Raw genomic sequence first — 21,761 nt, forward strand, 5'->3', positions numbered from 1 at the left:
GCTGGACGCGCGATGGCCTCCCTGCCGAAGCCGATCGAGAGCTGGCGTGGCCGGCGACTGCTCGAACCGGACATGCTGTGCATCGCCGGCTTCCATGCCTTCCTGCTCTCGGCCTATTTCATTCCCAAGAATCTCTCGGCGAAGCTGATGATCGCCTCGCTGGCGCTCATCGTGCTCTCGGACCGCAACCTGCTGCGTGCGCCGCTGCCGCGCCCGCTGGCCTGGGCGCTCGCCAGCGTCGCGGGCTTTTGCGCATGGACGGCCGCGAGCCTCGCCGTCAACCGCGTCGCTGCGGGACCTGCCGCCGAAAGCCTCACGAGCTTCGTGCTCATCGGTCTGGTGCTGCTGGCGGGCAGGCGACTGCTCGCCTGCTGCAGCCTCGCCTTCATCTGCCGCAGCCTGCTCGTGGTGGCCAGCGTAAGCGCGACGGCATCGCTCGTCCTGCACACGGCCTCCGGCCTGCCCTGGAGCGAGCGGCTGGTGCCGCTCGGCCGGCCCGGCAACGCCATCCTCGGTGCCGGCGGCCTATCCATCGCGCTGATCGCGGCAATGACCCTATGGCGCAGCGGGCGCCCCCTCGCCATGCTTGCCATCGCGGCGGCACCGATCGTGGTCACGCTCGTGCTGACCCAGAGCCGGGGGCCCCTGATCGCGCTCCTGATCGCGCTCGCGGCGGCGCAGACCCCATTGCGGACGCAGCCCGGACGCCTGTTCGGCACCGCACTCCTGGCCTGGGCGCTGACCACCAGCCTGATCCTCGTCGAGCCCTATCTGCGAGCGCAGTTCTGCGCCGACGACCAGAGCTTCTGCCGCCCCTCCGCCCGGCTGGAGATCTGGTCCTGGGCCATCGCCAATCTCGCCGAGCACCCGCTCTTCGGCCTCGGCCCGACTTTCCGCTTCGACAGCATCGTGCTGAACCACCCGCATAACAGCTTCCTCGGCATGGCGATGTTCTTCGGTCTGCCGGCGCTCGCGGCCTTCATCGCCCTTGCCTACGCATATTGCCTGCGCCTGACGCAGGCGGGCGGGCAGCTCAACTATTTCTGCTCGGCGGCGCTGGTCTTCAGCTTCGCCTATATGGGCACGGACCTGCCGAACATCTTCGCGTTCGCCAACATGCATTACCTGTTCCTGTGGCTGCCGGTCGCCTTCGGCCTCTCCTTCGAGGCCGAGGCGCCCGCGCCCGCACCACGCGGCTGAGCAGCCAGGCAGACGACCGCGCCACGACGTCGTGAGCCGATCCTAGAGCATTTTCGAGCGAAGTGGACACCGGTTCGCGTGAAGGAAATGCGATAAAACAAGGACCTAGAGCAATTTCGCGATTCGAAGAATTGCGGCAATGCTCTAAAGCAGGGATATGTGCAGGCCGGTGCCGGCGAGGACGCCGTCGGCGACCGCGAGCGCGACACTGTGCCGGGCGGTCGCGGCATCGCCCGCCGCATAGACTCCGGAAACGCTGGTCTGTTTCATGCCGTCGACCCGCAGCAGCGGGCCGAAGGGGCCATCGTCGAAGGCGCAGCCAAGCTCCTCCGCCAGCGGACTCGCCGGGCAGATGCCAGCGGCGACGAACAGCGCCTTGACCGGTACTAGCCGGCCGTCAGTGAGACGCAGGCCAGCCATCGCCGTACCTTCGCCCTCGGCAGCGACGATGGGCACGCGCTCGACTGACACGCCGCGCCGCGCCAGCAGGGCGGCCGCCTCGGCATCCGGCTCGGCCTCGCCGTTGAGGAACAGCGTGACCTCGCCCCAATCGGCGACGAGCGCCGCCTTCAGCGCCGAGAAAGGACCGCTCGCCAGCACGCCGAGCTTGCCGCCGCCAAGTTCGTAGCCGTCGCAATAGGGGCAATGCAGCACGGTCTTGCCCCAGCGTTCTTTGAGGCCGGGGATCGCAGGCAGCTCGTCGCGCACCCCGGTCGCCAGCAGCAGGCGTTTTGCCTGGTGTTCTTCGCCATTGGCATCGACGACGCTGAATCCATCCTCTTCGGCTCTCGCCTCGGCCGCCCTGGCATCGTGCCAGGCGACAGTCGGATAGGCGAGCAACTGCGCCTTCGCCTCGGCGACGATCGCCGCCGGCTCTCGCCCGTCCTGGCCGAGGAAGCCATGCGAATGGCTGGAGAAGCGGTTGCGCCTTTGGCCTTCGTCGATCACCAGGATGCTGCGGCGCGCCCGCGCCAGCTGCAATCCGGCCGAGAGCCCGGCGAAACTGCCGCCGACGATGATGGCGTCATAGGGCTTTGTCGTGCTTGGCATGGGCCTGTCTCCGATCGTCGAAGCGGCGGCTGAAATCCGCCGCGAGATCGGACAGCCGCACCCGGTCGAAATGGCCGGCGAGCAGCACCTCTGCCTCGGCGAAGGCCTTGCCCAGCGCCGCATTCACCGCCTGCTCGACCAGGCATTGCGGGTTCTCGCTGCGATGGCCGAGTGCGATCAGCGCGGGCTCGCCGAGCGCGCGGTGGACGTCGCCGAGCGTGATCGCGTCGAGCGCGCGCGCCAGCGTCCAGCCGCCGCCATGGCCCTTCTCGGAACGAACCAGCCCGGTTTCCCTGAGGCCCGCCATGGTGCGGCGGATCACGACCGGATTGGTGCCGAGGCAGGCGGCGAGCTCCTCCGAGGTCATCGGCGTGCCGCGATCAGCCATGTGCAGCAGCACGTGCAGGGTGGCTGAGAGGCGGCTGTCCTGTTTCATGTAACTTTTTATGTTACATGACGGAGAGCCTGTCAAGCGCTGCGCGAAGGACTGGCATCGCCCGGTTCCGGTTGCCCAAACGCCATCAAGCGTCTATGTGCAGCGCAACGAATTCCAGATTCACTCAAGGCACAGGCTGAGCCGGCCGGGGTTTCCCTGCCGGCTTCCGGTCATGACACAAGGCCCTTTCCGCATGTCCATGCGCAACATCGCCATCATCGCACACGTCGACCACGGCAAGACCACGCTGGTCGACAAGCTGCTGCAGCAGTCCGGCGCCTTCCGCGAGAACCAGCGCGTCGCCGAGCGGGTGATGGATTCCAACGACCTCGAAAAGGAGCGCGGCATCACCATCCTGGCCAAGGCGACCTCGGTGGTCTGGAAGGACACGCGCATCAACATCGTCGACACCCCCGGCCACGCAGATTTCGGCGGCGAGGTCGAGCGCATCCTCAATATGGTCGACTCGGCCATCGTGCTGGTCGACGCCGCCGAGGGCCCGATGCCGCAGACCAAGTTCGTGGTCTCCAAGGCGCTCAAGCTCGGCCTTCGCCCGATCGTCGCGATCAACAAGGTCGACAAGCCCGACGCCCGCGTCACCGAGGTGATCAACGAGGTCTTCGACCTCTTCGCCGCGCTCGACGCCACCGATGAGCAGCTCGACTTCCCGATCCTCTACGGTTCGGGCAAGCAGGGCTGGATGGCCCCGTCGCCGGAAGGCCCGCAGGACCAGGGCCTGGCGCCGATGTACGACCTTATTCTGAAGCACGTGCCCGAGCCCAAGGTCGAGGACGGCCCGTTCCGCATGATCGGCACGCTGCTGGAAGCCAACCCCTATCTCGGCCGCATCATCACGGGCCGCGTCACCTCCGGCTCGGCCAAGCCGAACCAGACGATCAAGGTGCTGTCCGGCGACGGCTTCACCGTCGAGACCGGCCGCATCACCAAGATCCTCGCCTTCCGCGGCCTCGAGCGCCAGCCGATCGAGGAAGCGGTCGCCGGTGACATCGTCTCGATCGCGGGCCTGGTGAAGGGCACCGTCGCCGATACCTTCTGCGATCCGTCGGTCGAGACCCCGATCACGGCTCAGCCGATCGACCCGCCGACGGTGTCGATGACCTTCATGGTCAACGATTCCCCGCTCGCCGGCACCGAGGGCGACAAGGTGACCAGCCGCGTCATCCGCGACCGCCTGCTCAAGGAGGCCGAGGGCAATGTCGCCTTGAAGATCGAGGAATCCTCCGACAAGGACTCGTTCGTCGTCGCCGGCCGCGGCGAATTGCAGCTCGCGATCCTGATCGAGACCATGCGCCGCGAGGGCTTCGAGCTCGGGGTCTCGCGTCCGCGGGTCGTCTTCACCCGTGACGAGGCCGGCCAGTTGCTGGAGCCCGTCGAGGAGGTCGTCATCGACGTCGACGAGGAGCATTCCGGCGTCGTCGTGCAGAAGATGTCCGAGCGCAAGGCCGACATGCTGGAGATGCGCCCGTCCGGCGGCAATCGCCTGCGTCTCGTCTTCCACGCCCCGACCCGCGGCCTGATCGGCTATCAGGGCGAATTGCTGACCGATACGCGCGGCACCGCGATCATGAACCGGCTCTTCCACGCCTATCTGCCCTATAAGGGCGAGATCGCCGGCCGCCGCAACGGCGTGCTGATCGCGATGGAGACCGGCGAGGCCGTTGCGTATGCGCTGTGGAACCTGGAAGATCGCGGCCCGATGATGATCGAGCCGGGCTGGAAGGTCTATCAGGGCATGATTGTCGGCGAGCACACCCGCGAGAACGATCTCGAGGTGAACGTGCTCAAGGGCAAGAAGCTCACCAATATCCGCACGACCTCGAAGGACGAGGCGGTCCGCCTGACGCCGCCGATCCGGATGACGCTGGAGCGTTCGCTCGCCTGGATCGACGATGACGAGCTCGTCGAGGTCACGCCGAAGTCGATCCGCCTGCGCAAGGCGATCCTCGACCCGAACGACCGCAAGCGCTCGCAGAAGCAAAAGGCGGAAGTGGCCTGAATTTGGCCCCTGTCGGCGCCCCGGTCGAAATCCTGCTGATCACCGGCCCGGCCGGAGTCGGCAAATCGACCCTGTGCTGGGAAATGGGCGCGGTGCTGGCCGAGGCCGGCATCGCCCATGTCGCGATCGAGAGCGACGAGCTCGACCGCGTCTTCCCCAAGCCCGGCGCAGAGGAATTGGCACCGCTTGCGCCCGGCGCCCGCGACGTCAGCCAGCTCAACCTCCCGGCGCTCTGGGGCACCTATCGCGCCCTCGGCCACAACCGCCTGATCATGTCCGGTGTGATGCTTCATGTCGGTTTCGACAAAAGCTGGATCCTCGCCGCGATCCCGGAGGCCCGCATCACCGTGGTGCGTCTGCGTGCCGGCGACGCGGCGCTGCTCGCAAGGCTCGACCGGCGCGAGGCGGGGGCGGGCCGCGACACCCAGGTCGAGCGCTCCTTGCGCCAGGCGAAACGCATGGCTGACGAAAACGGAACGGGTTTCATCGTTGTCGAGACCGACGGTCGCTCGCCCACCGAACTGGCTGGTTTCGTGCTCGGCAAGGCCGGCTGGCTCCCGGTCTCCTGACCAATAGCTTAGGCCGTTCGATCATCGCGGACCCGCCCTGCAGCAGGCGCCATTGTCGCGCGCTTTCAGCTCTGCTCCCGTGCGCTCCGCGACTAAGGGGAAGGATGTCACCATGCAGTTCCGCAATCTCGGCCGCTCCGGCCTGCGCGTCTCGCTCGTCGGCCTCGGCTGCAACAATTTCGGCGGCCGGATCGATCTGGAGGCGGCGCGCAAGGTCGTCGACGCCGCGATCGAGCATGGCATCACCCTGTTCGACACCGCCGACATCTATGGCAATCGCGGCGGCTCGGAGCTGGCGCTCGGCGAACTGCTCGGCGCCCGCCGCAAGGACATCGTGCTCGCCAGCAAGTTCGGCATGAACATGGACGAGGAGGGCGTGAAGAAGGGCGGCTCGCGGCGCTATATCATCGAGGCGGTCGAGGCCTCGCTGAAGCGGATGAAGACCGACTGGATCGACCTCTACCAGATCCACCGGCCCGATCCGCTGACCCCGATCGCCGAGACGCTGCGCGCGCTCGAAGACCTGATCCGCCAGGGCAAGGTCCGCTATATCGGCTGCTCGAACCTGCCGTCCTGGCAGGTCGCCGACGCCTATTGGACGGCCAGGACGCTGGGCATTGAGGGGTTCGCCTCGGCGCAGGACGAGTACAGCCTGCTGGTGCGCGGCGCCGAGAAGGAGCTGATCCCGGCCCTCAGCCATTTCGGCATGGGCCTCCTGCCCTATTTCCCGCTCGCCAATGGCCTCCTCACCGGCAAATACCAGCGCAATGCCCCGATGCCGGAGGGCGCGCGCATGACCCGCGAGGCCCAGCGCGCCGGCGAAGTGCTGACCGAGGCGAACTGGGTGAAGACCGAGACGCTCGCCGCCTTCTGCGCAGCGCGTGGCAAGACGCTGCTGGAACTCGCCTTCTCCTGGCTCGCCGCTCAGCCGGTCGTCTCCAGCGTCATCGCCGGCGCGACGAAGCCAGAGCAGGTCGCTGCCAACGTCAAGGCGGCAGACTGGGCGTTAACCCCTGAGGAACTCGCTGAGATCGACACGATCACGCGCTGAAATCGGCCGCGAGAGCGCCTCAAAGACGGCCAATGGCACAGCGAAAGCGGCAACCCTGCCTCCCTGCCCTTGCAACGGGCCGAGGAGTCTGTTGTCAAATCCCTGCGCCTGGGGTTCCCTTGCGCACCCCCGGCGGAGCTCGCTGATTTGGTGATGCGTATCGTTCCTCTCCCGGCCTTGGCTTTTTCGCTCTTTGCCTTGCCCGCGATGGCGCAGGACAAGCCGCCGGCCGCGCCACAGCCGGAGCCGATGCGCATCGTGCTGACGCGCAGCGCCGAGCCCTGCGAGCCCGACTGCCGCGAATGGCTCGCCGCCCAGGGCGCCATCACTAAGGATACGCCGGCTGAATTGCGTCGCGCGCTCGCCGAATTGAACGGGCGCAAGCTACCGCTACTTGTCTATTCGACCGGCGGCACAGTGGAGGCCGCGATCGCCATGGGCGAGCTCGCCCGCAGGAGCGGCCTCGACATTGCCGTCGCCCGCACCGTCTTCAGCCAGCGCGAGCCGGCGCTCGGCACCATCGACGAGCGCAGCCCGCTCTGCGCCTCGGCCTGCACGCTCTTCCTCGCCGGGGGTCAACGCCGGATCATCCCGCCGCAATCGCGCATCGGCGTGCACCAGCAGACCATCGTCGAGACCGAGACGACGACGGTGCGCGACTACAAGATCGTGCGCGGGCGCAAGGAGCTGGTCGACGAGAGAACCGAGACGCGAACGGTCAAGCAAGAGCAGGCGACCGGCGAGATCGACGCCAAGATGCGGCGCTATCTCGATGCCATGGGGCTCGACCGCTCCTTCATCGAAGTGACGGTGTCGACCCCGGCCGACACGATGCGCTATCTCAAACCCGACGAGATGCTGGCGACGACGATCGCGACGGAGATCGGCTCGGCGACGCTCGCCTTCTCGGGGCTGCGGTCCTCCCAGGCGCCGGGACAGCCGGCGAACATCAACGCAGCCCCGGTGCTTCCTGCGACGCTGATCGCGCCGGCGACGCCGATCGGCTCGGTTGAGCTCGGCCCGCATCGCGGTAGTACCTTGCGGCTGGCGCTGTCCGTCGGAGAAGGCCGCTACCAGCAGACGGCGGCGCTGCAGTTCCAGCTCTTTATCGGCCAGGCGCCGCTTCCGACGCGGCTGCGCACCGTCACGATCACTCTGCCCGGAAGCCCACTGATTGTCGCCTCGAACGAGGACGGCTCCGCGCCGGACGGTCCGATGACCGTCGAGATCCAGCGTGAAATCGTGTGCCGGCTGACGGATCGCAGCTCGATCTTCCTGCGCGTCGACCCACCGGCCGAGGACAGCAGCCCCGCCAGCTGGCAGCGCACCGGGACGGCAGCCGAGGTGCTGCGTCTCCCAGCCCTGCGTGCCGCGCTCTGCCGCTAGCTGCTGTTCAGCGGGCCTTCGTGCCCGATTGTGACAGCCGTCGCACGATTCCATCCGGAACCAATCGCTTCCCGGCAGGCGCAATCGATTACATGCACGCAGTGCGTGCAATCGGCACTGCCTTCAATGTGAGCTTGACGGGCCGGAGCCGATACGCTCACCTTCCCTCCAATCCGACGCGCTGCACGAAAGCGCGCGGCCGCAGATGAGGGAGAAACGCCGTGTTGAGACGCCATATTCTCGTCGCGGGCCTCGCGCTCGCAGCCTTCGGCAGCGCATTCCCCGCTTTCGCCCAAAGCAAGGGCCCGGTGATCGGGGTCAGCTGGTCGAACTTCCAGGAGGAACGCTGGAAGACCGACGAGGCAGCGATCAAGGCCGCGATCGAGAAGGTCGGCGGCACCTATCTCTCTGCCGATGCGCAATCCTCGCCGGCCAAGCAGCTCACCGATGTCGAGAGCCTGATCGCGCGCGGCGCCAAGGCGATCATCGTGCTGGCTCAGGACGCGCAGGCGATCCGCCCGGCCGTGCAGAAGGCGGTCGACGAGGGTATCGCCATCGTCGGCTATGACCGGCTGATCGAGATCCCGCAGGCCTTCTACCTGACCTTCGACAATGTCGAGGTCGGCCGAATGATGGCACGCGAGATCCAGAAGGCGAAGCCGGAAGGCAACTACGTCTTCATCAAGGGCTCAAGCTCGGACCCGAACGCCAACTTCCTGTTTCAGGGCTCGATCGAGGTGCTGAAACCGGCGATCGACGCCGGCAAGATCAAGAATGTCGGCGAGGCCTATACCGATGGCTGGCTGCCGGCCAACGCCCAGCGCAACATGGAGCAGTTCCTGACGCGCAACGCCAACAAGGTCGATGCCGTGATCGCCGCCAACGACGGCACCGGCGGCGGCGCCATCGCCGCGCTTGCCGCGCAAGGTCTCGCCGGCTCCGTGCCGGTCTCCGGCCAGGACGCCGACCGCGCCGCGCTCAACCGTGTCGCGCTCGGCACCCAGACGGTGACGATCTGGAAGGATGCGCGCGAGCTCGGGCGCAATGCCGCCGAGATCGCGATCAAGCTCGCCGGCGGCGCCAAGCTGACCGAGGTCGCAGGCGCCACCGCCTGGGACCAGGGCCCGAGCAGAGCCAAGATGACCGCCCTCTTCCTGAAGCCGGTGCCGGTGACCAAGGACAATCTCGGCGTGGTGATCGAGGCCGGCTGGGCGCCGAAGGCCGCCGTCTGCCAGGGCGTCGCCGCCGGCAAGGTAAAGGCCTGTGACTGAAAGCGTACCAGCACCGGCAACGCCGTCGCAGGATGCGAAGAGCTTCGCCGATCATCTGCGCGCCATCGAGTTCGATGCGCGGATGATCGGCATGATCGCCGCCCTGGCGGCGATCTGGCTCGGCTTCAACTGGCTCTCGGGCGGCGCCTTCCTGACGCCGCGCAATGTCTGGAACCTCTCGGTCCAGACCGCCTCGATCGCGGTGATGGCCTGCGGCATGGTGCTGGTCATCGTCACCCGCAACATCGACCTATCGGTCGGCTCCATGCTCGGCTTCGTCGGCATGGTGACCGGCCTCGTCCAGGCGCGGTTGCTGCCGGAGCTGCTCGGCTTCGAGCATCCGGCGACCTGGCTGCTCGCGATCCTCGCAGCGATCGCGCTTGGTGGGCTGATCGGCCTGTTCCAGGGCGCGCTGATCGCCTATCTCGCCATCCCCTCCTTCATCGTTACGCTCGGCGGCCTGCTGGTCTGGCGCGGCGCAGCGTGGTGGGTGACGCAAGGCCAGACAATCGCGCCGATGGATTCGCGTTTCCGCCCGCTCGGCGGCGGCATCGAGGGCGCGATCGGCACCACCGCCTCTTGGGCGATCGGCCTCGTCATCTGCGCCCTGATCCTCGCGGGAATCGCCTTCGCGCGACGCCGGCGCAAGCGCTACGGTTTCGCCCTGCGCGCGCTCTGGGCCGAGATCGTGCTCGCCGCGCTCGCCTGCGGCACGGTGATCGGCGCGGTCATGATCGCCAACGCCTATGCACTACCAGCCGGTGTCGCCCGCCGGCTGGTCGAGGCCAAGGGCGGGACCTGGCCCGAGGGCGGGCTCGTGACCGGCCATGGCCTCGCCGTACCGGTGCTGCTCGCGCTCGCAGTCGGCATCGCCATGAGCTTCCTGGCGCGGCGCCTGCGCTTCGGGCGCTATGTCTTCTCGATCGGCGGCAATCCCGAGGCGGCCCAGCTCTCCGGCGTCAACACCCGCAAAGTGCTGATGCTGGTCTACGGGCTGATGGGCATGCTGGTCGGCATCGCCGCCTGCATCTCGACCGCCCGCCTCAACGCCGCCACCAACTCCGCCGGCCAGCTCGACGAGCTCTATGTCATCGCCGCGGCGGTGATCGGCGGCACCTCGCTCGCCGGTGGCGTCGGCACCATCGCCGGCGCGATGCTGGGCGCGCTGGTGATGCAGTCGCTGCAGTCGGGCATGGTGCTGATCGGCGTCGACACGCCCTTGCAGAACATCGTCGTCGGCATCGTGCTCGTCCTCGCCGTCTGGCTCGACGGGCTCTATCGCAAGCGGCTTGGATGACGGAGAGCGCCATGGACGCAACTACGCCCCTGGTCGAGATGCGCGAGATCTCGATCGCCTTCGGCGGCATCAAGGCGGTCGACCATGCCAGCGTGGACCTCCATGCCGGCGAGGTCGTCGGCCTGCTCGGCCATAACGGCGCCGGCAAGTCGACGCTGATCAAGATCCTGTCGGGGGCCTATCGCGCCGATGCCGGCGAGATCAGGATCGCCGGCGAGCCGGTGTCGATCTCCTCGCCGCGCGACGCCAAGCGCCACGGCATCGAGACGATCTATCAGACGCTGGCACTGGCCGACAATGTCGACGCCGCCGCCAACATCTTCCTCGGCCGCGAGCTTTTGACCTCCTGGGGCACGCTCGACGACAGCGCGATGGAAGCCGAGACCCGCCAGGTGATGGGCCGGCTCAACCCGCATTTCCGCCGCTTCAAGGAGCCGGTGAAGGCGCTCTCCGGCGGCCAGCGCCAGTCGGTCGCGATCGCCCGCGCGATCTATTTCAACGCCCGCGTGCTGATCATGGACGAGCCGACGGCGGCGCTCGGCCCGGCCGAGACCAAGCAGGTCGCCGACCTTATCCTGGAGCTGAAGAAGCAGGGCATCGGCATCTTCCTGATCAGCCATGACCTGCACGATGTCTTCGACCTCGCCGACCGCGTCAGCGTGATGAAGAATGGCAAGGTGGTCGGCAGCGCCCATGTCCACGACGTCACGCAGGACGAGGTGCTGGGGATGATCATCTCCGGCAAATGCCCGCCCGGCGCAGTGGCCGGGCCGGGCGCGCTGCGGAGCTAGCAGCGCTGGCGAACCGACGGGACGCGCCTCAGCGCAAGCCGTCCTCGCCCTTCGCCTCGGCATGGGTGAGCCCTCCGACGCGCGGCAAGGGCCGGCCGCCGCTGGTCAGGGCGACCGCGACGACGATCTCGCCAGCGCGCGGCGCATCGGAAATGCGGACCTCCATGCCGTCGAAATGGCTGCGGACATAGGCTGCCGCCTTGTGGCCGAGCGGCACGTCGAGAACGACGCCGAGCGAGCCGCGCTTCTTCGAGGACGGGATCAGCGCCGGCGCCTTGCCCAGCAGCTTGCGCAGGGGGGCGCCGAGCTTGGGATGCAGGATCGCCGCGGCGTGCTCCAATTCGCCATCTTCGCCGACGGCTGCCGCCTTGCCATAGCCCTGGACCGCCTCGCCCTCGATGCCGAGCGCGGCGAGCGCATGGCGGCCGAGCAGGTCACCGAGCTCCTCGCCGATGTCGATCAGTTCGGAGAGGTCGTCCTGATATTTGCCGGCGAAAGGATTGGCGATCACGGCAACGGCGGCGGCGCGCTTGACCGGCGGCGAGACGATCCGGCCGAGCTCGCTATGGGTCTCGTCGAGGACGGTGACGATCTTGCGGATGCTGGCTTTCATCTCAGACCGTCCTCGCCCTTGATCTCGCTCGCCTTGAGGCCGCCGACGCGGGCATGGATGCGCGAGCCGGTGGTCATCACCAGCGCGAACAGCAATTCGTCGGCCTTGGGCGCGTCGGTGATGCCGATCTCGAAGGAATCGAAATGGCTGCGGACATAGGAGGCGTTGACGTGGGTGACCGGGATGTCGAGCCGCGTGCCGGGGCCGCCGACCTTCTTGGTCGAGGGCACGATCGCCTTGGCGTCGCCCAATAATTCGCGCATGGCGTAGCCGCCCGGCACATGCCAGAGCGCGCCATGCTCGAGCTCGCCGGCGGCGCCGACGATGGCGCCCTTGCCATAGCCCTGGATCGTCTTGGCGTCGCCGCCCATCGCGGCGAGCAGGCGCTGCGCCATGGCCAAGCCGAAGGGTTTGAGATCGTCCATGAAGCCCTGGATGTCCTCGACATAGCGGCCGGCATAGGGGTTGGCGATCACGGCCAGAGCCGCACCGCGCTTCAGCGGCACCGCGGCGGCCGGACCGCCCTCGTGAAAAATCTCCTCGACGGTCACTGCGTATTTGCGGACGGCGATCTCAGGCACGGGCCAGTCTCCTCTCAGGCTTTTCTTGAACGATCATAGGCGTGGCGAGCATGCGGCTCACGCCCTGAAGATGCATGGCGGCCGAGACGATCAAGCCTGCCGAACGCAGGCGCTCCCCCTCGGCGAGGCCGGCGGCGAGCGCGGTTTCGATCTCGTCCGTGGCCAGCTGGCCGACGTCACGGGTCACCAGCCGCTCGCCGAGATCGCTGTCGCTCTGGATGGCGTTGGCCGGCAGACGCTCGATCGCGGGATGGCCGGGCAGGTCGATCGCGTTGGCGATCACGGTGGCCGCTGCATCGGCCATGGCGGCGGTCGGGGCCAGCACCGTCACTGCCTCGGCGATCCCCAGCGAGAAGCTGCGGCCGGGATAGCCTGATGTCGCGATGCCGGCGACGCCGTGTTCAGGCCGAATCGTCGCGGTCGCGAAGAACTCCGGCCGGTCGGGGCGCTTCACCAGGCCGATGCGGAACTGCTCGCCGGCTGCGAGATGCAGGGCGATGTCGCCGCCATTGTTGACATAGGCGCGGTGCAGCGGCGCGGCCTCGCACATCACGCCGAGGATTTCCTGCGCCACCGAGCCGGCGACGGCGGCCATCGGAGTGATGAAGCCGCCGATGGCGAAGGGGCTGACGGCCGCATGCATGCGCCGGGCGACGGAGCCAAGCGGCAGCGGACTCGTCCGGCTCACGGCCGTGCGCAGCAGCTGCAGCTCGTCACAGAGTTCGGCAAGCAGACCGTCGAAGCGGAGAATCGCCGCCTCGTGCGCGGCCCTGACCGCGGCTTGCTCGCCGACGGCCTCGATGACGAGATCGATCGGGCCCTGCTGCAGCAGCAGGCGCCGGCCATCCGGGAGAATGCGCGCGGAAGGCTTCTCCCACATCGCCCTAGCCGAGCGAGCGGCGCGGCTGCTCCGGCGCCAGCGGCCAGGGATTGTCCGGGCGCTGCGGCAGGCGCAGGCGGCTGCCGCCCTTCAGCGAAACCAGCGGCTGGATCGCGTCCATATGGCCGCCGAGCGCCTCGTAGTCGGTCAGGCTCATGGTGAACTCCAGCGGCGCGACCAAGGCCGGGGTCGGCACATAGCCGAAGGCGTTCTCGGGCAGGCGGGTGACGTCGACCATGAAGGTGATGCCGCCGCCCGGCCAGATATAGACCGGAGCGCCACCGCAAGTGACATAGGTCAGCGCATCCTTGACCGAGCGCGTCAGGCGGACCGGGTTCTCGGTGACGCCGGCGCGCAGCGAGCCGCCGGCGCCGCCGATGAACAGCACCGTGGAGAGCGCCGGTTCGCAATTCTCGGCGATGCGCTCGACCGGCTCGACCAGCGGCTGCGGCATCTGCATCTCGACCGGCACGAGGTTCTCGTCGAGCTCGTAATAGGCGGCGTGCTCGCCGGTGGTCGAGACCATCAAAAGGCGCAGGCCGGGATAGGCGACCTTGGGATCGAAGGGCCCGAGAATGGTCAGAGGGTCGCTGATATTGGTGCCGCCCCAGCCGGTGCCGGGCTGCGCCACCTGGAAATAGCGGCCTGGCGTCGAGCGGCGGCCCTTCAGCTTGATGCCGGTGCCGGCCATGCCGAGCAATTTACCGGCCTGGTGCTCGGAGAGCACGCCGGTGATGTGATCGTCGACGACGACGACCTCGTCGACCTTGCCATGCCACTGCTTGGCGAAGATGCCGATCGTCGCCGAGCCGCAGCCGACGCGCATCCGGCTCTCCTGGATGCCGTTGACGATCGGCGGCTTGCCGGCCTGGACGATCACCGTCTCGCCCTCGTCGATGGTCAGCTCGACCGCCTTGCCGTTGCTGAGCTGGAGCAGGGCGTCGCAGGTGACGCGGCCCTCCTTCTTCGAGCCGCCGGTGAGATGGTGGACGCCGCCGAGCGAGAGCATCTGCGAGCCGTACTCGCCGGTGGTGACGTGGCCGATCGCCTCGCCCTCGACGCGCACCGTCGCCTGCTCGGGGCCGAGGAAGCGGTCGGTGTCGATCTTCACCTTGACGCCGCAATAGCTGAAAATGCCCTCGGTCACGACGGTGACCATGTCGACGCCGTCGACCTCGGAGGAGACGATGAACGGGGCCGGCTTGTAGTCGGGATAGGTGGTGCCGGCGCCGATCGCGGTGATGAAGGTGCCCTGCTGGTGGACGATCTCGCCGTCCCATTCGCGCGATCCGGCGAAGGGAACGACCTCGCCGCCATGCTCCAGCGTGCGCTCGAGCACGATATGCGGCTCCATCCGCACCAGCTCACCGTCGACATTGCCGTAGCGGTCGCAGGCGCCGACGGCGCCCGGCTTGATGAAGCACATCACCGGGCAGGCATCGCAGCGGATCTTGTCGTCCGCGACCGGGCTCGCTTCGTCCAGCGCCATGCTTGATCCTCCCGCAGAGCGGGCCTTGAGGATTTTGTTTGTGTACAAACGATACTGGCGCGCCTCTTGGATCAAGTCAAGACAGCGGCGCGGGGCAGGATGGCGGGCCACTCTACGCTCGATATCGGGATTGGCACACAGCCTCGGCCGGCACGGCGGGACTCGCGCTGATTCGTCGGTAAGGAGGAGATGCAGCCGCCTAATCTTGCATACAAGATTATTTGCGACGCTGCCGAGCGAGGTTCGTAGCCGGCGGAGATGACCTCCGCATGACGCGATTCTCGGTTGCAAGCACGGCTTCGATGGCGCATTGACAGCCAAATTTTCCCGCTGCTATTGTTTGCATACAAACATGTTTGGAGCGGCATTGCCGCGGGAGAGAGGGCCCTTCCATGTATGACGTCTTCGCCACGGATCGCCTGATCGACCACTGGCTCGTCGAGGATATCGGCGCCTGCGACCTCACCGTCCAGGTGATGATCGAGCCGAACGAGACCGGCAAGTTCCACATGAACGCCCGCGAGCCGATGATCGTCGCCGGCGTCGAGGTCGCCGCCCGCGTGTTCAAGCGCTACGACCCCGATCTCAAGGTGACGCTGCGCGTCAAGGACGGCGACAAGGTCGAGAAGGGCGCGATCCTGGTCGAGATCGAAGGCTCGGCCCGCAGCGTGCTCACCGCCGAGCGCACCGCGCTCAACATCGCCCAGCGCCTCTCCGGCATCGCCAACGAGACCGCCCGCTACGCCGCCGCCATCGCCGGCAGCAAGGCGCGCCTGATCGACACCCGCAAGACCACGCCCGGCCTGCGCATGATGGAGAAGCACGCCGTGACCTGCGGCGGCGGCCTCAACCATCGGCTCGGCCTCGACAATGGCGTGATGATCAAGGACAACCACATCGCCGTCTGCGGCAGCATCACCGCCGCCGTCGAACGCGCCCGCAAGAAGCTGCCGGTGCTGACCAAGCTCGAGGTCGAGTGCGACCGGCTCGAGCAGGTCGAAGAGGCCGCCAGGGCCGGCGCCGACGTGATCATGCTCGACAACATGTCGGTCGCCGACATGACACGGGCGGTCGAGCTGATCGCCGGCCGCGCCAAGGTCGAGGCCTCCGGCGGCATCAATATCGACACGATCGGCCCGATCTCCAGGACCGGTGTCGACTATATCTCGACCAGCAAGATCACCCAGTCGGCGCCGGCGGTGGATATCGGCCTCGACGAAGCCTGAGCAGGGACTGCGGCCAGGGAATGCGGCAAGGCACCTTCTTCCTCGTCGTCGGCCCGAGCGGGGCCGGCAAGGACTCGCTGATCGACGGCGCCCGCGCTCTGCTGGAGCCGACCGGCCGTTATGTCTTCGCGCGCCGCGTCGTCACCCGCCCCGCGGGCTCGCCGGGCGAGGACCATGAGGCGGCGACGGACGAGGCCTTCGACGCGCGCGAGGCCAAGGGCGATTTCCTGATCACCTGGGGCGCCCATGGCCTGCGCTACGGCCTGCCGGCCGAACTCAAGCGGCTGGTTGAATCCGGCCGCAACGTCATCGCCAACGGCTCGCGCGCCACGATCGCGGCGCTCGCCGCCCGTCTGCCGCGCTTCGTCGTGGTCGAGGTCACCGCGCCGCCCGAGGTGCTCGCCGCCCGCATCGCCGGCCGCGGGCGCGAGAGCGGCGAAGCCATCGAGAAGCGCCTGTCGCGCACGGTCGAGCCCCGCCCGGAAGGGATCCGGGCGACGACGATCTGCAACGACCAAAGCGTCGAGATCGGCATCGAGCGCTTCGTCGCTGCGGTCGAGGCCGCCGCCAATACGATGCGCCTGCGCCGCCTGCCACTTTTCGCGGGACGGGCGCATTGCGCCTATCTCCCGGCCAAGGGCGAGATCGTCAACGGCTTCGATTATCTCGGGCCGGGCCGGATCGAGATCTCAGGCGCGACCGCCAGCATTCGCTCCGACGTGCAGGTGGTCGATTCACCCGCGCTGCTTGGCGGCGACGAGATCGGCCTCTCGGCCGAGGCCTTCGACGAGCTCGGTCTGCCCGAGGGCAGCGAGGTCACGCTAAGGCGCACGCCTTCGCCGGAGAGCCGGGCGGCGCTGACCCGCAAGATCCAGGGCGGCGAGCTCACTGAGGAGCAGTACCACACGCTGATCCGCGACATCGTCGAGGCCCGCTATCCCGATGGCGAGGTCGCGGCCTTCCTGGTCGCGGCGACGCAGACGCTCTCCGATGACGAGGTCGTTTCGCTGGCGCGGGTGCGCACCCGCTTCGCGCAGACAATCGCCTGGCCCGACCAGATCGTCGTCGACAAGCATTCGATGGGCGGCATTCCCGGCAGCCGGATCACGCTGATCGTCGTGCCGATCGTCGCGGCCCATGGCGCCTTCCTGATGCCCAAAACCTCGTCGCGCGCCATCACCTCGGCGGCTGGCACGGCCGATGCGATGGAGACGCTTGCCCGCGTCGAGCTCAACCCGGCCGAATTGCGCGCCTGCGTGGAAAAGGCGCGCGGCTCGATCGCCTGGAACGGACGGCTCAACCATTCCGTCGTCGACGACGTGATGAACGCGATCACGCGGCCGCTCGGCATCGATTCCAATCGCTGGTCGGTCGCCTCGATCCTGTCGAAGAAGCTCACCGCGGGCTCGACCCATGTCATCGTCGACCTGCCCTATGGCCCGCGCGCCAAGCTGAGAAGCGAAGCGGAAGCCGCCGAATTGGCTGATTTGTTCGAGACGGTCGGTGCCGGGCTCGGCCTCGTCGTCAACGCCTTCCCGACCGATGGCAGCCGGCCGATCGGGCGCGGCATCGGCCCCGCGCTGGAATGCCGCGATGTCGGCTGGGTGCTCGATAACGACCCGCAGGCACCGGCCGACCTGGTCGAGAAGGCGCTGTTCTTCGCCAGCCGCATCCTCGCCTGGGACCCTGCGCTTGGCTCGGTCGCGGCCGGGCGGGCACGCGCGGAGGAGCTGCTGCGCTCCGGCGCGGCGCGCGCCGCCTTTGAGCGGATCATCGATGCGCAGGGGCGGCGCGAGCCGCCGGTCGCGCCCGGACTGCTCGTGCATACGGTGCGCTCCCCCAGGGCCGGGGTCATCACCGAGATCGACGGTTGGGCGGTCGCGGGAATCGCGCGGCGTGCGGGTGCGCCGTTCGACAAGGCGGCCGGCATCGACCTGCGCCGCCATGTCGGCGACGCCGTTGCAGTCGGCGATCCGCTCTTCGCCATCCACGCCAGCGCCTCGAGCGATCTCGACGAGGCCAAGGCCATCGCCGAGAGCTGCGACTGCTATGTGATCGGGTAGGCACATCCGTCATTGCGAGGAGCGTCAGCGACGAAGCAATCCAGAAGGGCTCGCTCTACGTCTCCTGGATTGCTTCGCTGCGCTCGCAATGACGAAGAACCTCAGCGCAGCTGCTTCAGCAGCGCGATCAGCGTCGCCCGCTGGTTGGTCGCGAGCGGCGCCAGCGTCACCTTGGTCACCGTCTCCGCCTTGGGCAGCAATTCACGGGTGTAAGCGACGCCGGCCGGGCTGAGCTCGACGATGAGCCGGCGGCCATCCTCCGGATCCGGCTTGGTCTGCACCAGCTTGCGCTTGAGCAGACGGTCGACCACGCCCTTGATCGTGGCGGCGTCCATCGCGGTCTGGCGTCCCAGAAGGTTCTGCGAGGAGCCGCCATCCTGATAGAGCCGCGCCAGCACCGCCCATTGCGTCGGCGTCAGGTCGGCGCCCATGATCTCGTTGAAGATCGAGACATGGCGCTGCGCCGCCTGGCGCATGATGAAGCCGACCTGCTCGGCGAGATCATAGCTCTCGTCGGCGGGTTCGGGCGTCTCGGCCGCAGTGCTCGATCGCGCCATCGCTGATCCTCGTTCGTATACGAACGATATTCCTAGCGCGGTTTCCAGTCGACCGAAACCGGCTGCATCGCCGAGAATCACGCTTCGTCCACGATGTCAGCGAAGCAGGTCCTTAGATCGTCGTCCAGCGCCCCTCGCGGAAACTCCGGGCAGCGGCGTCGACCGTACGCTCGATGCGCAGGCCGGCCTCGAAATCGAGGAGATGCGCAGGCTCGCCGGCGATGGCGCGGAGCAGCTCGCGACATTCGATGATCTTGAGCTCGTTGAAGCCGAGGCCGTGGCCCGGCGCCGGGATGAACCGGCCATAGGGCTCATGTGCCGGCGCGGTCAGGATGCGGCGGAAGCCCTGAACGTCAGCCGCTCCTTCTGCGGTGTACAGTTCGATCTCGTTCATCCGCTCCTGGTCGTAGGCGATCGTCCCCCTGGCACCAAAAACCTGCAGAGCGATGCGGCCCTTGCGGCCCCAGGACGAGCGGTTGAGCGCGACGAGCCCGGAAGCGCCGGACGACAGGCGCAAGAGCAGGGTGGCGATGTCGTGGGTCTCGACCGCGCGAGTGCCGCCAGCCCGGAGCGGGCGTTCGGCGTAGGGTTTGGCCATGTCAGCCATCACGGCTTCGACCTCGCCGATCAGCACCTTGATCAGCGAGAAGGCGTGGACGCCAAAATCGTCGAGCGCGCCATGGCCGGAGGCGGCTTCGCTCTTCCAGGAGAAGAGCGCGCCGGCATCGGCCATGAAGTCCTCGTCCATCTCGACGCGGACATGGTTGACCGGCCCGATCGTGCCCTCGGTGATCAGCCGCTGCGCCAGCCGGATCGCCGGGTTCTGGATGTAGTTGTAGCCGAGCGCAGCGACCGTCCCGGCCGCTTTGGCCGCCGCCAGCATCGCTTGCGCATCGCCAAGGCTGGTCGCCATCGGCTTCTCGCACCAGACATGCTTGCCGGCGCTCAAGGCCGCGATCGCCATCTCGGCATGGAAGGCGTTCGGCGTGGTGATCGAGACGACGTCGACATCGGGATGAGCGATGAGCGCCTGCCAGTCGGCGGTCGACTGGGCGAAACCGAACTCGCCGGCCCGCTGCGCCGCCAGGGCCTCGTCGACCTCGCAGAGTATGGCGAGCTTCGGACGACGCACGTCGCCGAAAACCGGGGCGACGGCGTTCCAGGCGAGGGCGTGGCACTTGCCCATATAGCCGGTGCCGATCAGGCCGACGCCGAGCGCGCGCATGAGCAATCTCCATAGCGAAGAGGAAGGAGTGGACGTGCCAGGGACGTCAGACTGTGCCGCCGAGCTCCTCGGAGACCGCCTGCAATTCCTTGCCGCCGGCCATCAGGTTCTGCAGCTCGTCCATCGCGATTTCGGACTTGGCGTAGGTGCCGAGCGTCTTGCCGCGGTTGAGCACGGTGAAGCGGTCGCCGACGGCATAGGCGTGACGGACATTGTGGGTGATGAAGATCACGCCGAGGCCCTTGGCGCGGACGAGGTTGATGTATTTCAGCACCATCGAGGTCTGCGCGACGCCGAGTGCGGAAGTGGGCTCGTCCAGGATCAGCACCTTGGCGCCGAAATAGACGGCGCGGGCGATGGCGACGCATTGGCGCTCGCCGCCGGAGAGCGTGCCGACCGCCTGATGCGGATCGCGGATGTCGATGCCGATCCTGTGCATCTCGTCGCGGGTCACCGCATGGGCGAGGTCGAAATCGATCCATTTCAGCGGGCCGAAGCCGCGGATCGGCTCGCGGCCCATGAAGAAATTCCGCGTGATCGACATCAGCGGGATCATCGCCAGATCCTGGTAGACGGTGGCGATGCCGGCATCGAGCGCGTCGCGCGGGCTCGAGAAGGTGACCGGCCGGCCCTCGACCAGGAACTCGCCCGAGCTCGGGCGATGGCAGCCCGAGAGCGTCTTGATCAGCGTCGACTTGCCGGCGCCGTTGTCGCCGAGCAGGCAGAGCACCTCGCCGGCGGAGACCTTGAGCGAGACGCCCGAGAGCGCGATCACCGAGCCGAAATGCTTGACGATGTCGCGGACCTCGATGAGGGGCGTCTGTTCTGGAGCTGCGGTTGTCATGTTCAGCGCTCCCCTGTCGCCTTGCGGCGGATGAAGTTGTTGAACAGCACGGCGAGCAGCAGCATGCCGCCGAGGAAGACCTGGAACCAGTCGCTGTCGAAGCTGGTGTAGGTCAGGCCAATCGAAACCATGCCGAAGATGATCGCGCCGAAGAAGGCGCCGATCGCCGAGCCGTAGCCGCCGGTCAGGAGGCAACCGCCGATCACCGCGGCGATGATCGCCTCGAACTCCTTCTGGAAGCCGCGCCGGGCGTCGGTCGAGCCGGCATCGAGCACGGTCAGGATGGCGACGAGAGTGGCGGCGCAGGCGGTTAGCACGAACAAAGTCGTCTTGACCATGTTGACCGGCACGCCGGAATTGCGGGCCGCATTGGGATCGCCGCCGGCGGCGAAGATCCAGTTGCCGAAGCGGGTGCGCAAGAGGACATAGGTCGCGAGCGCTGCGATGGCGAGGAACCAGAGGACCCCGACGGGAACGCCGGTGACGGTCGGCGTCCCGTTCGGAAACTTGGCGATCAGGTTGGCCTGCGCCAGCCAGGCGAACAGCCCTTCCAGCGCCTGGCCGGAAAAAAGCTCGCGGACGACGCCTGTGCCGGCCTTGTCGCCGATGCCGCGCAATTGCGTCGAGCCGCCGGTCGCCCATTTCAGCCCGACCAGCGAAAGCCCGCGCAGGATGAACAGGAAGGCGAGGGTGACGATGAAGGAGGGCAGGCGCGTCCGGATGACGATCTGCCCGTTCACCGCGCCCATCAGCCCGGCGAAGACAAAGGTCGCGACGATCGCCGCCAAAAGCGGCATATCGCCGACGACGATCAGTGCGCCGAAGACGAGGCCGGCGAAGGCGATCATCGAGCCGATCGAAAGGTCGAACTCGCCGCCGATCATCAAGAGCGCCGCCGCGATGGCGAGGATGCCGAGCTGGGCCGCCGGCGACAGCACGGTCATCAGGCCGGCGAGGGTGAACATCGCCGGATTGGCGGTGAGGCCGAAGAAGACGGTGACCAGGACGAGGCCGGCAACCGCGCCCAATTCAGGCCGGCGCATCAATCGGGCGATCAGCGAGACGCGGCGCAAGCGTTCGTCGCGAGCGGCAGCGGCCGGATCAGGGGAACGGGACGCACCCGCGGCAAGATCGGCGGTCGACGTCGTCATGGCGCACACCTTCAGCTTCTGAACCGTCCGGGGAGGGAGCGGCGGCGCTGGACGCGCCGCCGCA

Annotated in this window: 20 protein-coding genes; 10 read left to right on the forward strand and 10 right to left on the reverse strand. The window is 67.7% G+C overall.

Annotated elements, in window-relative coordinates; all coding sequences use genetic code 11:
- Positions 1–12 precede the first annotated feature (12 nt).
- Positions 13–1,200: an O-antigen ligase family protein gene (locus ACFPOB_RS13570; RefSeq protein WP_377798996.1), complete on the forward strand. Its 1,188-nt coding sequence runs from the start codon at positions 13–15 to the stop codon at positions 1,198–1,200.
- 144 nt (positions 1,201–1,344) lie between these two features.
- Here the strand turns inward: ACFPOB_RS13570 and ACFPOB_RS13575 are convergent, their stop codons facing one another.
- The gene (locus tag ACFPOB_RS13575) at positions 1,345–2,250 is read right to left on the reverse strand and encodes an NAD(P)/FAD-dependent oxidoreductase (RefSeq protein ID WP_377798997.1); all 906 of its coding nucleotides are present in this window, start codon (positions 2,248–2,250) and stop codon (positions 1,345–1,347) included.
- The gene (locus tag ACFPOB_RS13580) at positions 2,225–2,686 is read right to left on the reverse strand and encodes an Rrf2 family transcriptional regulator (RefSeq protein ID WP_377798998.1); all 462 of its coding nucleotides are present in this window, start codon (positions 2,684–2,686) and stop codon (positions 2,225–2,227) included. The genes ACFPOB_RS13575 and ACFPOB_RS13580 overlap by 26 nt, the downstream gene beginning before the upstream one ends.
- Positions 2,687–2,879: 193 nt before the next feature.
- Here ACFPOB_RS13580 and typA point away from each other — a divergent pair, with 193 nt between their 5' ends.
- The 7 genes from typA (at position 2,880) to ACFPOB_RS13615 (ending at position 11,068) form a co-directional block, all read left to right on the forward strand.
- Positions 2,880–4,703: a translational GTPase TypA gene (typA, locus tag ACFPOB_RS13585; RefSeq protein ID WP_377798999.1), complete on the forward strand. Its 1,824-nt coding sequence runs from the start codon at positions 2,880–2,882 to the stop codon at positions 4,701–4,703.
- Between the two features lie 2 nt (positions 4,704–4,705).
- Positions 4,706–5,272: an ATP-binding protein gene (locus ACFPOB_RS13590; protein ID WP_377799000.1), complete on the forward strand. Its 567-nt coding sequence runs from the start codon at positions 4,706–4,708 to the stop codon at positions 5,270–5,272.
- 112 nt (positions 5,273–5,384) lie between these two features.
- Positions 5,385–6,323 (forward strand): aldo/keto reductase, encoded by a 939-nt coding sequence (locus ACFPOB_RS13595; RefSeq protein ID WP_377799001.1) that lies wholly within the window; start codon positions 5,385–5,387, stop codon positions 6,321–6,323.
- 153 nt (positions 6,324–6,476) lie between these two features.
- A complete protein-coding gene (locus tag ACFPOB_RS13600; protein ID WP_377799002.1) occupies positions 6,477–7,709 on the forward strand; it encodes a COG3904 family protein in 1,233 nt (410 codons plus the stop codon).
- Positions 7,710–7,930: 221 nt separating this feature from the next.
- The gene (gene xylF, locus ACFPOB_RS13605) at positions 7,931–8,980 is read left to right on the forward strand and encodes a D-xylose ABC transporter substrate-binding protein (protein ID WP_377799003.1); all 1,050 of its coding nucleotides are present in this window, start codon (positions 7,931–7,933) and stop codon (positions 8,978–8,980) included.
- Entirely contained in the window at positions 8,973–10,277 is a 1,305-nt protein-coding gene (locus ACFPOB_RS13610; protein ID WP_377799004.1) for a sugar ABC transporter permease, read from the forward strand. The genes xylF and ACFPOB_RS13610 overlap by 8 nt, the downstream gene beginning before the upstream one ends.
- A gap of 11 nt (positions 10,278–10,288) precedes the next feature.
- Positions 10,289–11,068 (forward strand): ATP-binding cassette domain-containing protein, encoded by a 780-nt coding sequence (locus ACFPOB_RS13615; RefSeq protein WP_377799005.1) that lies wholly within the window; start codon positions 10,289–10,291, stop codon positions 11,066–11,068.
- Between the two features lie 28 nt (positions 11,069–11,096).
- On the opposite strand, the gene ACFPOB_RS13620 is transcribed toward ACFPOB_RS13615, so the two are convergent.
- From ACFPOB_RS13620 to ACFPOB_RS13635, 4 genes are read right to left on the reverse strand one after another with little or no spacing between them, the layout of a single operon-like run.
- Positions 11,097–11,681, reverse strand: coding sequence for an amino acid synthesis family protein (locus ACFPOB_RS13620; RefSeq protein ID WP_377799006.1), 585 nt, complete (start codon positions 11,679–11,681; stop codon positions 11,097–11,099).
- Complete coding sequence (locus tag ACFPOB_RS13625; protein ID WP_377799007.1) at positions 11,678–12,262, reverse strand: amino acid synthesis family protein; 585 nt, start codon at positions 12,260–12,262, stop codon at positions 11,678–11,680. Before ACFPOB_RS13625 ends, ACFPOB_RS13620 begins: the two co-directional genes overlap by 4 nt.
- A complete protein-coding gene (locus tag ACFPOB_RS13630) occupies positions 12,255–13,142 on the reverse strand; it encodes a UPF0280 family protein (protein ID WP_377799008.1) in 888 nt (295 codons plus the stop codon). The genes ACFPOB_RS13625 and ACFPOB_RS13630 overlap by 8 nt, the downstream gene beginning before the upstream one ends.
- 4 nt (positions 13,143–13,146) lie before the next feature.
- A complete protein-coding gene (locus ACFPOB_RS13635) occupies positions 13,147–14,631 on the reverse strand; it encodes a 6-hydroxynicotinate reductase (RefSeq protein ID WP_377799009.1) in 1,485 nt (494 codons plus the stop codon).
- 392 nt (positions 14,632–15,023) lie between these two features.
- Here ACFPOB_RS13635 and nadC point away from each other — a divergent pair, with 392 nt between their 5' ends.
- A complete protein-coding gene (gene nadC / locus ACFPOB_RS13640) occupies positions 15,024–15,857 on the forward strand; it encodes a carboxylating nicotinate-nucleotide diphosphorylase (RefSeq protein WP_377799010.1) in 834 nt (277 codons plus the stop codon).
- Positions 15,858–15,877: 20 nt separating this feature from the next.
- Positions 15,878–17,920 carry a phosphonate metabolism protein/1,5-bisphosphokinase (PRPP-forming) PhnN gene (gene phnN, locus ACFPOB_RS13645; protein WP_377799011.1) on the forward strand — a complete coding sequence of 681 codons (2,043 nt, stop codon included), beginning with the start codon at positions 15,878–15,880 and terminating at the stop codon, positions 17,918–17,920.
- 101 nt (positions 17,921–18,021) lie between these two features.
- Here the strand turns inward: phnN and ACFPOB_RS13650 are convergent, their stop codons facing one another.
- The 4 genes from ACFPOB_RS13650 to ACFPOB_RS13665 all read right to left on the reverse strand — a co-directional run bounded on the left by ACFPOB_RS13650 (position 18,022) and on the right by ACFPOB_RS13665 (position 21,697).
- Positions 18,022–18,477: a MarR family winged helix-turn-helix transcriptional regulator gene (locus ACFPOB_RS13650; RefSeq protein ID WP_377799012.1), complete on the reverse strand. Its 456-nt coding sequence runs from the start codon at positions 18,475–18,477 to the stop codon at positions 18,022–18,024.
- A gap of 112 nt (positions 18,478–18,589) precedes the next feature.
- On the reverse strand, positions 18,590–19,702 hold the full coding sequence (locus ACFPOB_RS13655) for a Gfo/Idh/MocA family protein (RefSeq protein ID WP_377799013.1): 1,113 nt from the start codon (positions 19,700–19,702) through the stop codon (positions 18,590–18,592).
- Between the two features lie 46 nt (positions 19,703–19,748).
- Positions 19,749–20,546 carry an ATP-binding cassette domain-containing protein gene (locus ACFPOB_RS13660; RefSeq protein WP_377799014.1) on the reverse strand — a complete coding sequence of 266 codons (798 nt, stop codon included), beginning with the start codon at positions 20,544–20,546 and terminating at the stop codon, positions 19,749–19,751.
- A gap of 2 nt (positions 20,547–20,548) precedes the next feature.
- Positions 20,549–21,697 carry an ABC transporter permease gene (locus tag ACFPOB_RS13665; RefSeq protein ID WP_377799015.1) on the reverse strand — a complete coding sequence of 383 codons (1,149 nt, stop codon included), beginning with the start codon at positions 21,695–21,697 and terminating at the stop codon, positions 20,549–20,551.
- Positions 21,698–21,761 lie beyond the last annotated feature (64 nt).

Origin of the sequence: Allobosea eneae (assembly GCF_042657265.1) — a bacterium.
GTDB classification, from domain to species: Bacteria; Pseudomonadota; Alphaproteobacteria; order Rhizobiales; family Beijerinckiaceae; genus Allobosea; species Allobosea eneae.

Coding starts and splice junctions, on each gene's coding strand:
- ACFPOB_RS13570 (WP_377798996.1), top strand. CDS start 13: ATGGCCTCCCTGCCGAAGCCGATCGAGAGCTGGCGTGGCCGGCGACTG.
- ACFPOB_RS13575 (WP_377798997.1), bottom strand. CDS start 2,250: ATGCCAAGCACGACAAAGCCCTATGACGCCATCATCGTCGGCGGCAGT.
- ACFPOB_RS13580 (WP_377798998.1), bottom strand. CDS start 2,686: ATGAAACAGGACAGCCGCCTCTCAGCCACCCTGCACGTGCTGCTGCAC.
- typA (WP_377798999.1), top strand. CDS start 2,880: ATGTCCATGCGCAACATCGCCATCATCGCACACGTCGACCACGGCAAG.
- ACFPOB_RS13595 (WP_377799001.1), top strand. CDS start 5,385: ATGCAGTTCCGCAATCTCGGCCGCTCCGGCCTGCGCGTCTCGCTCGTC.
- ACFPOB_RS13600 (WP_377799002.1), top strand. CDS start 6,477: ATGCGTATCGTTCCTCTCCCGGCCTTGGCTTTTTCGCTCTTTGCCTTG.
- ACFPOB_RS13615 (WP_377799005.1), top strand. CDS start 10,289: ATGGACGCAACTACGCCCCTGGTCGAGATGCGCGAGATCTCGATCGCC.
- ACFPOB_RS13620 (WP_377799006.1), bottom strand. CDS start 11,681: ATGAAAGCCAGCATCCGCAAGATCGTCACCGTCCTCGACGAGACCCAT.
- ACFPOB_RS13630 (WP_377799008.1), bottom strand. CDS start 13,142: ATGTGGGAGAAGCCTTCCGCGCGCATTCTCCCGGATGGCCGGCGCCTG.
- ACFPOB_RS13635 (WP_377799009.1), bottom strand. CDS start 14,631: ATGGCGCTGGACGAAGCGAGCCCGGTCGCGGACGACAAGATCCGCTGC.
- nadC (WP_377799010.1), top strand. CDS start 15,024: ATGTATGACGTCTTCGCCACGGATCGCCTGATCGACCACTGGCTCGTC.
- phnN (WP_377799011.1), top strand. CDS start 15,878: ATGCGGCAAGGCACCTTCTTCCTCGTCGTCGGCCCGAGCGGGGCCGGC.
- ACFPOB_RS13650 (WP_377799012.1), bottom strand. CDS start 18,477: ATGGCGCGATCGAGCACTGCGGCCGAGACGCCCGAACCCGCCGACGAG.
- ACFPOB_RS13655 (WP_377799013.1), bottom strand. CDS start 19,702: ATGCGCGCGCTCGGCGTCGGCCTGATCGGCACCGGCTATATGGGCAAG.
- ACFPOB_RS13660 (WP_377799014.1), bottom strand. CDS start 20,546: ATGACAACCGCAGCTCCAGAACAGACGCCCCTCATCGAGGTCCGCGAC.
- ACFPOB_RS13665 (WP_377799015.1), bottom strand. CDS start 21,697: ATGACGACGTCGACCGCCGATCTTGCCGCGGGTGCGTCCCGTTCCCCT.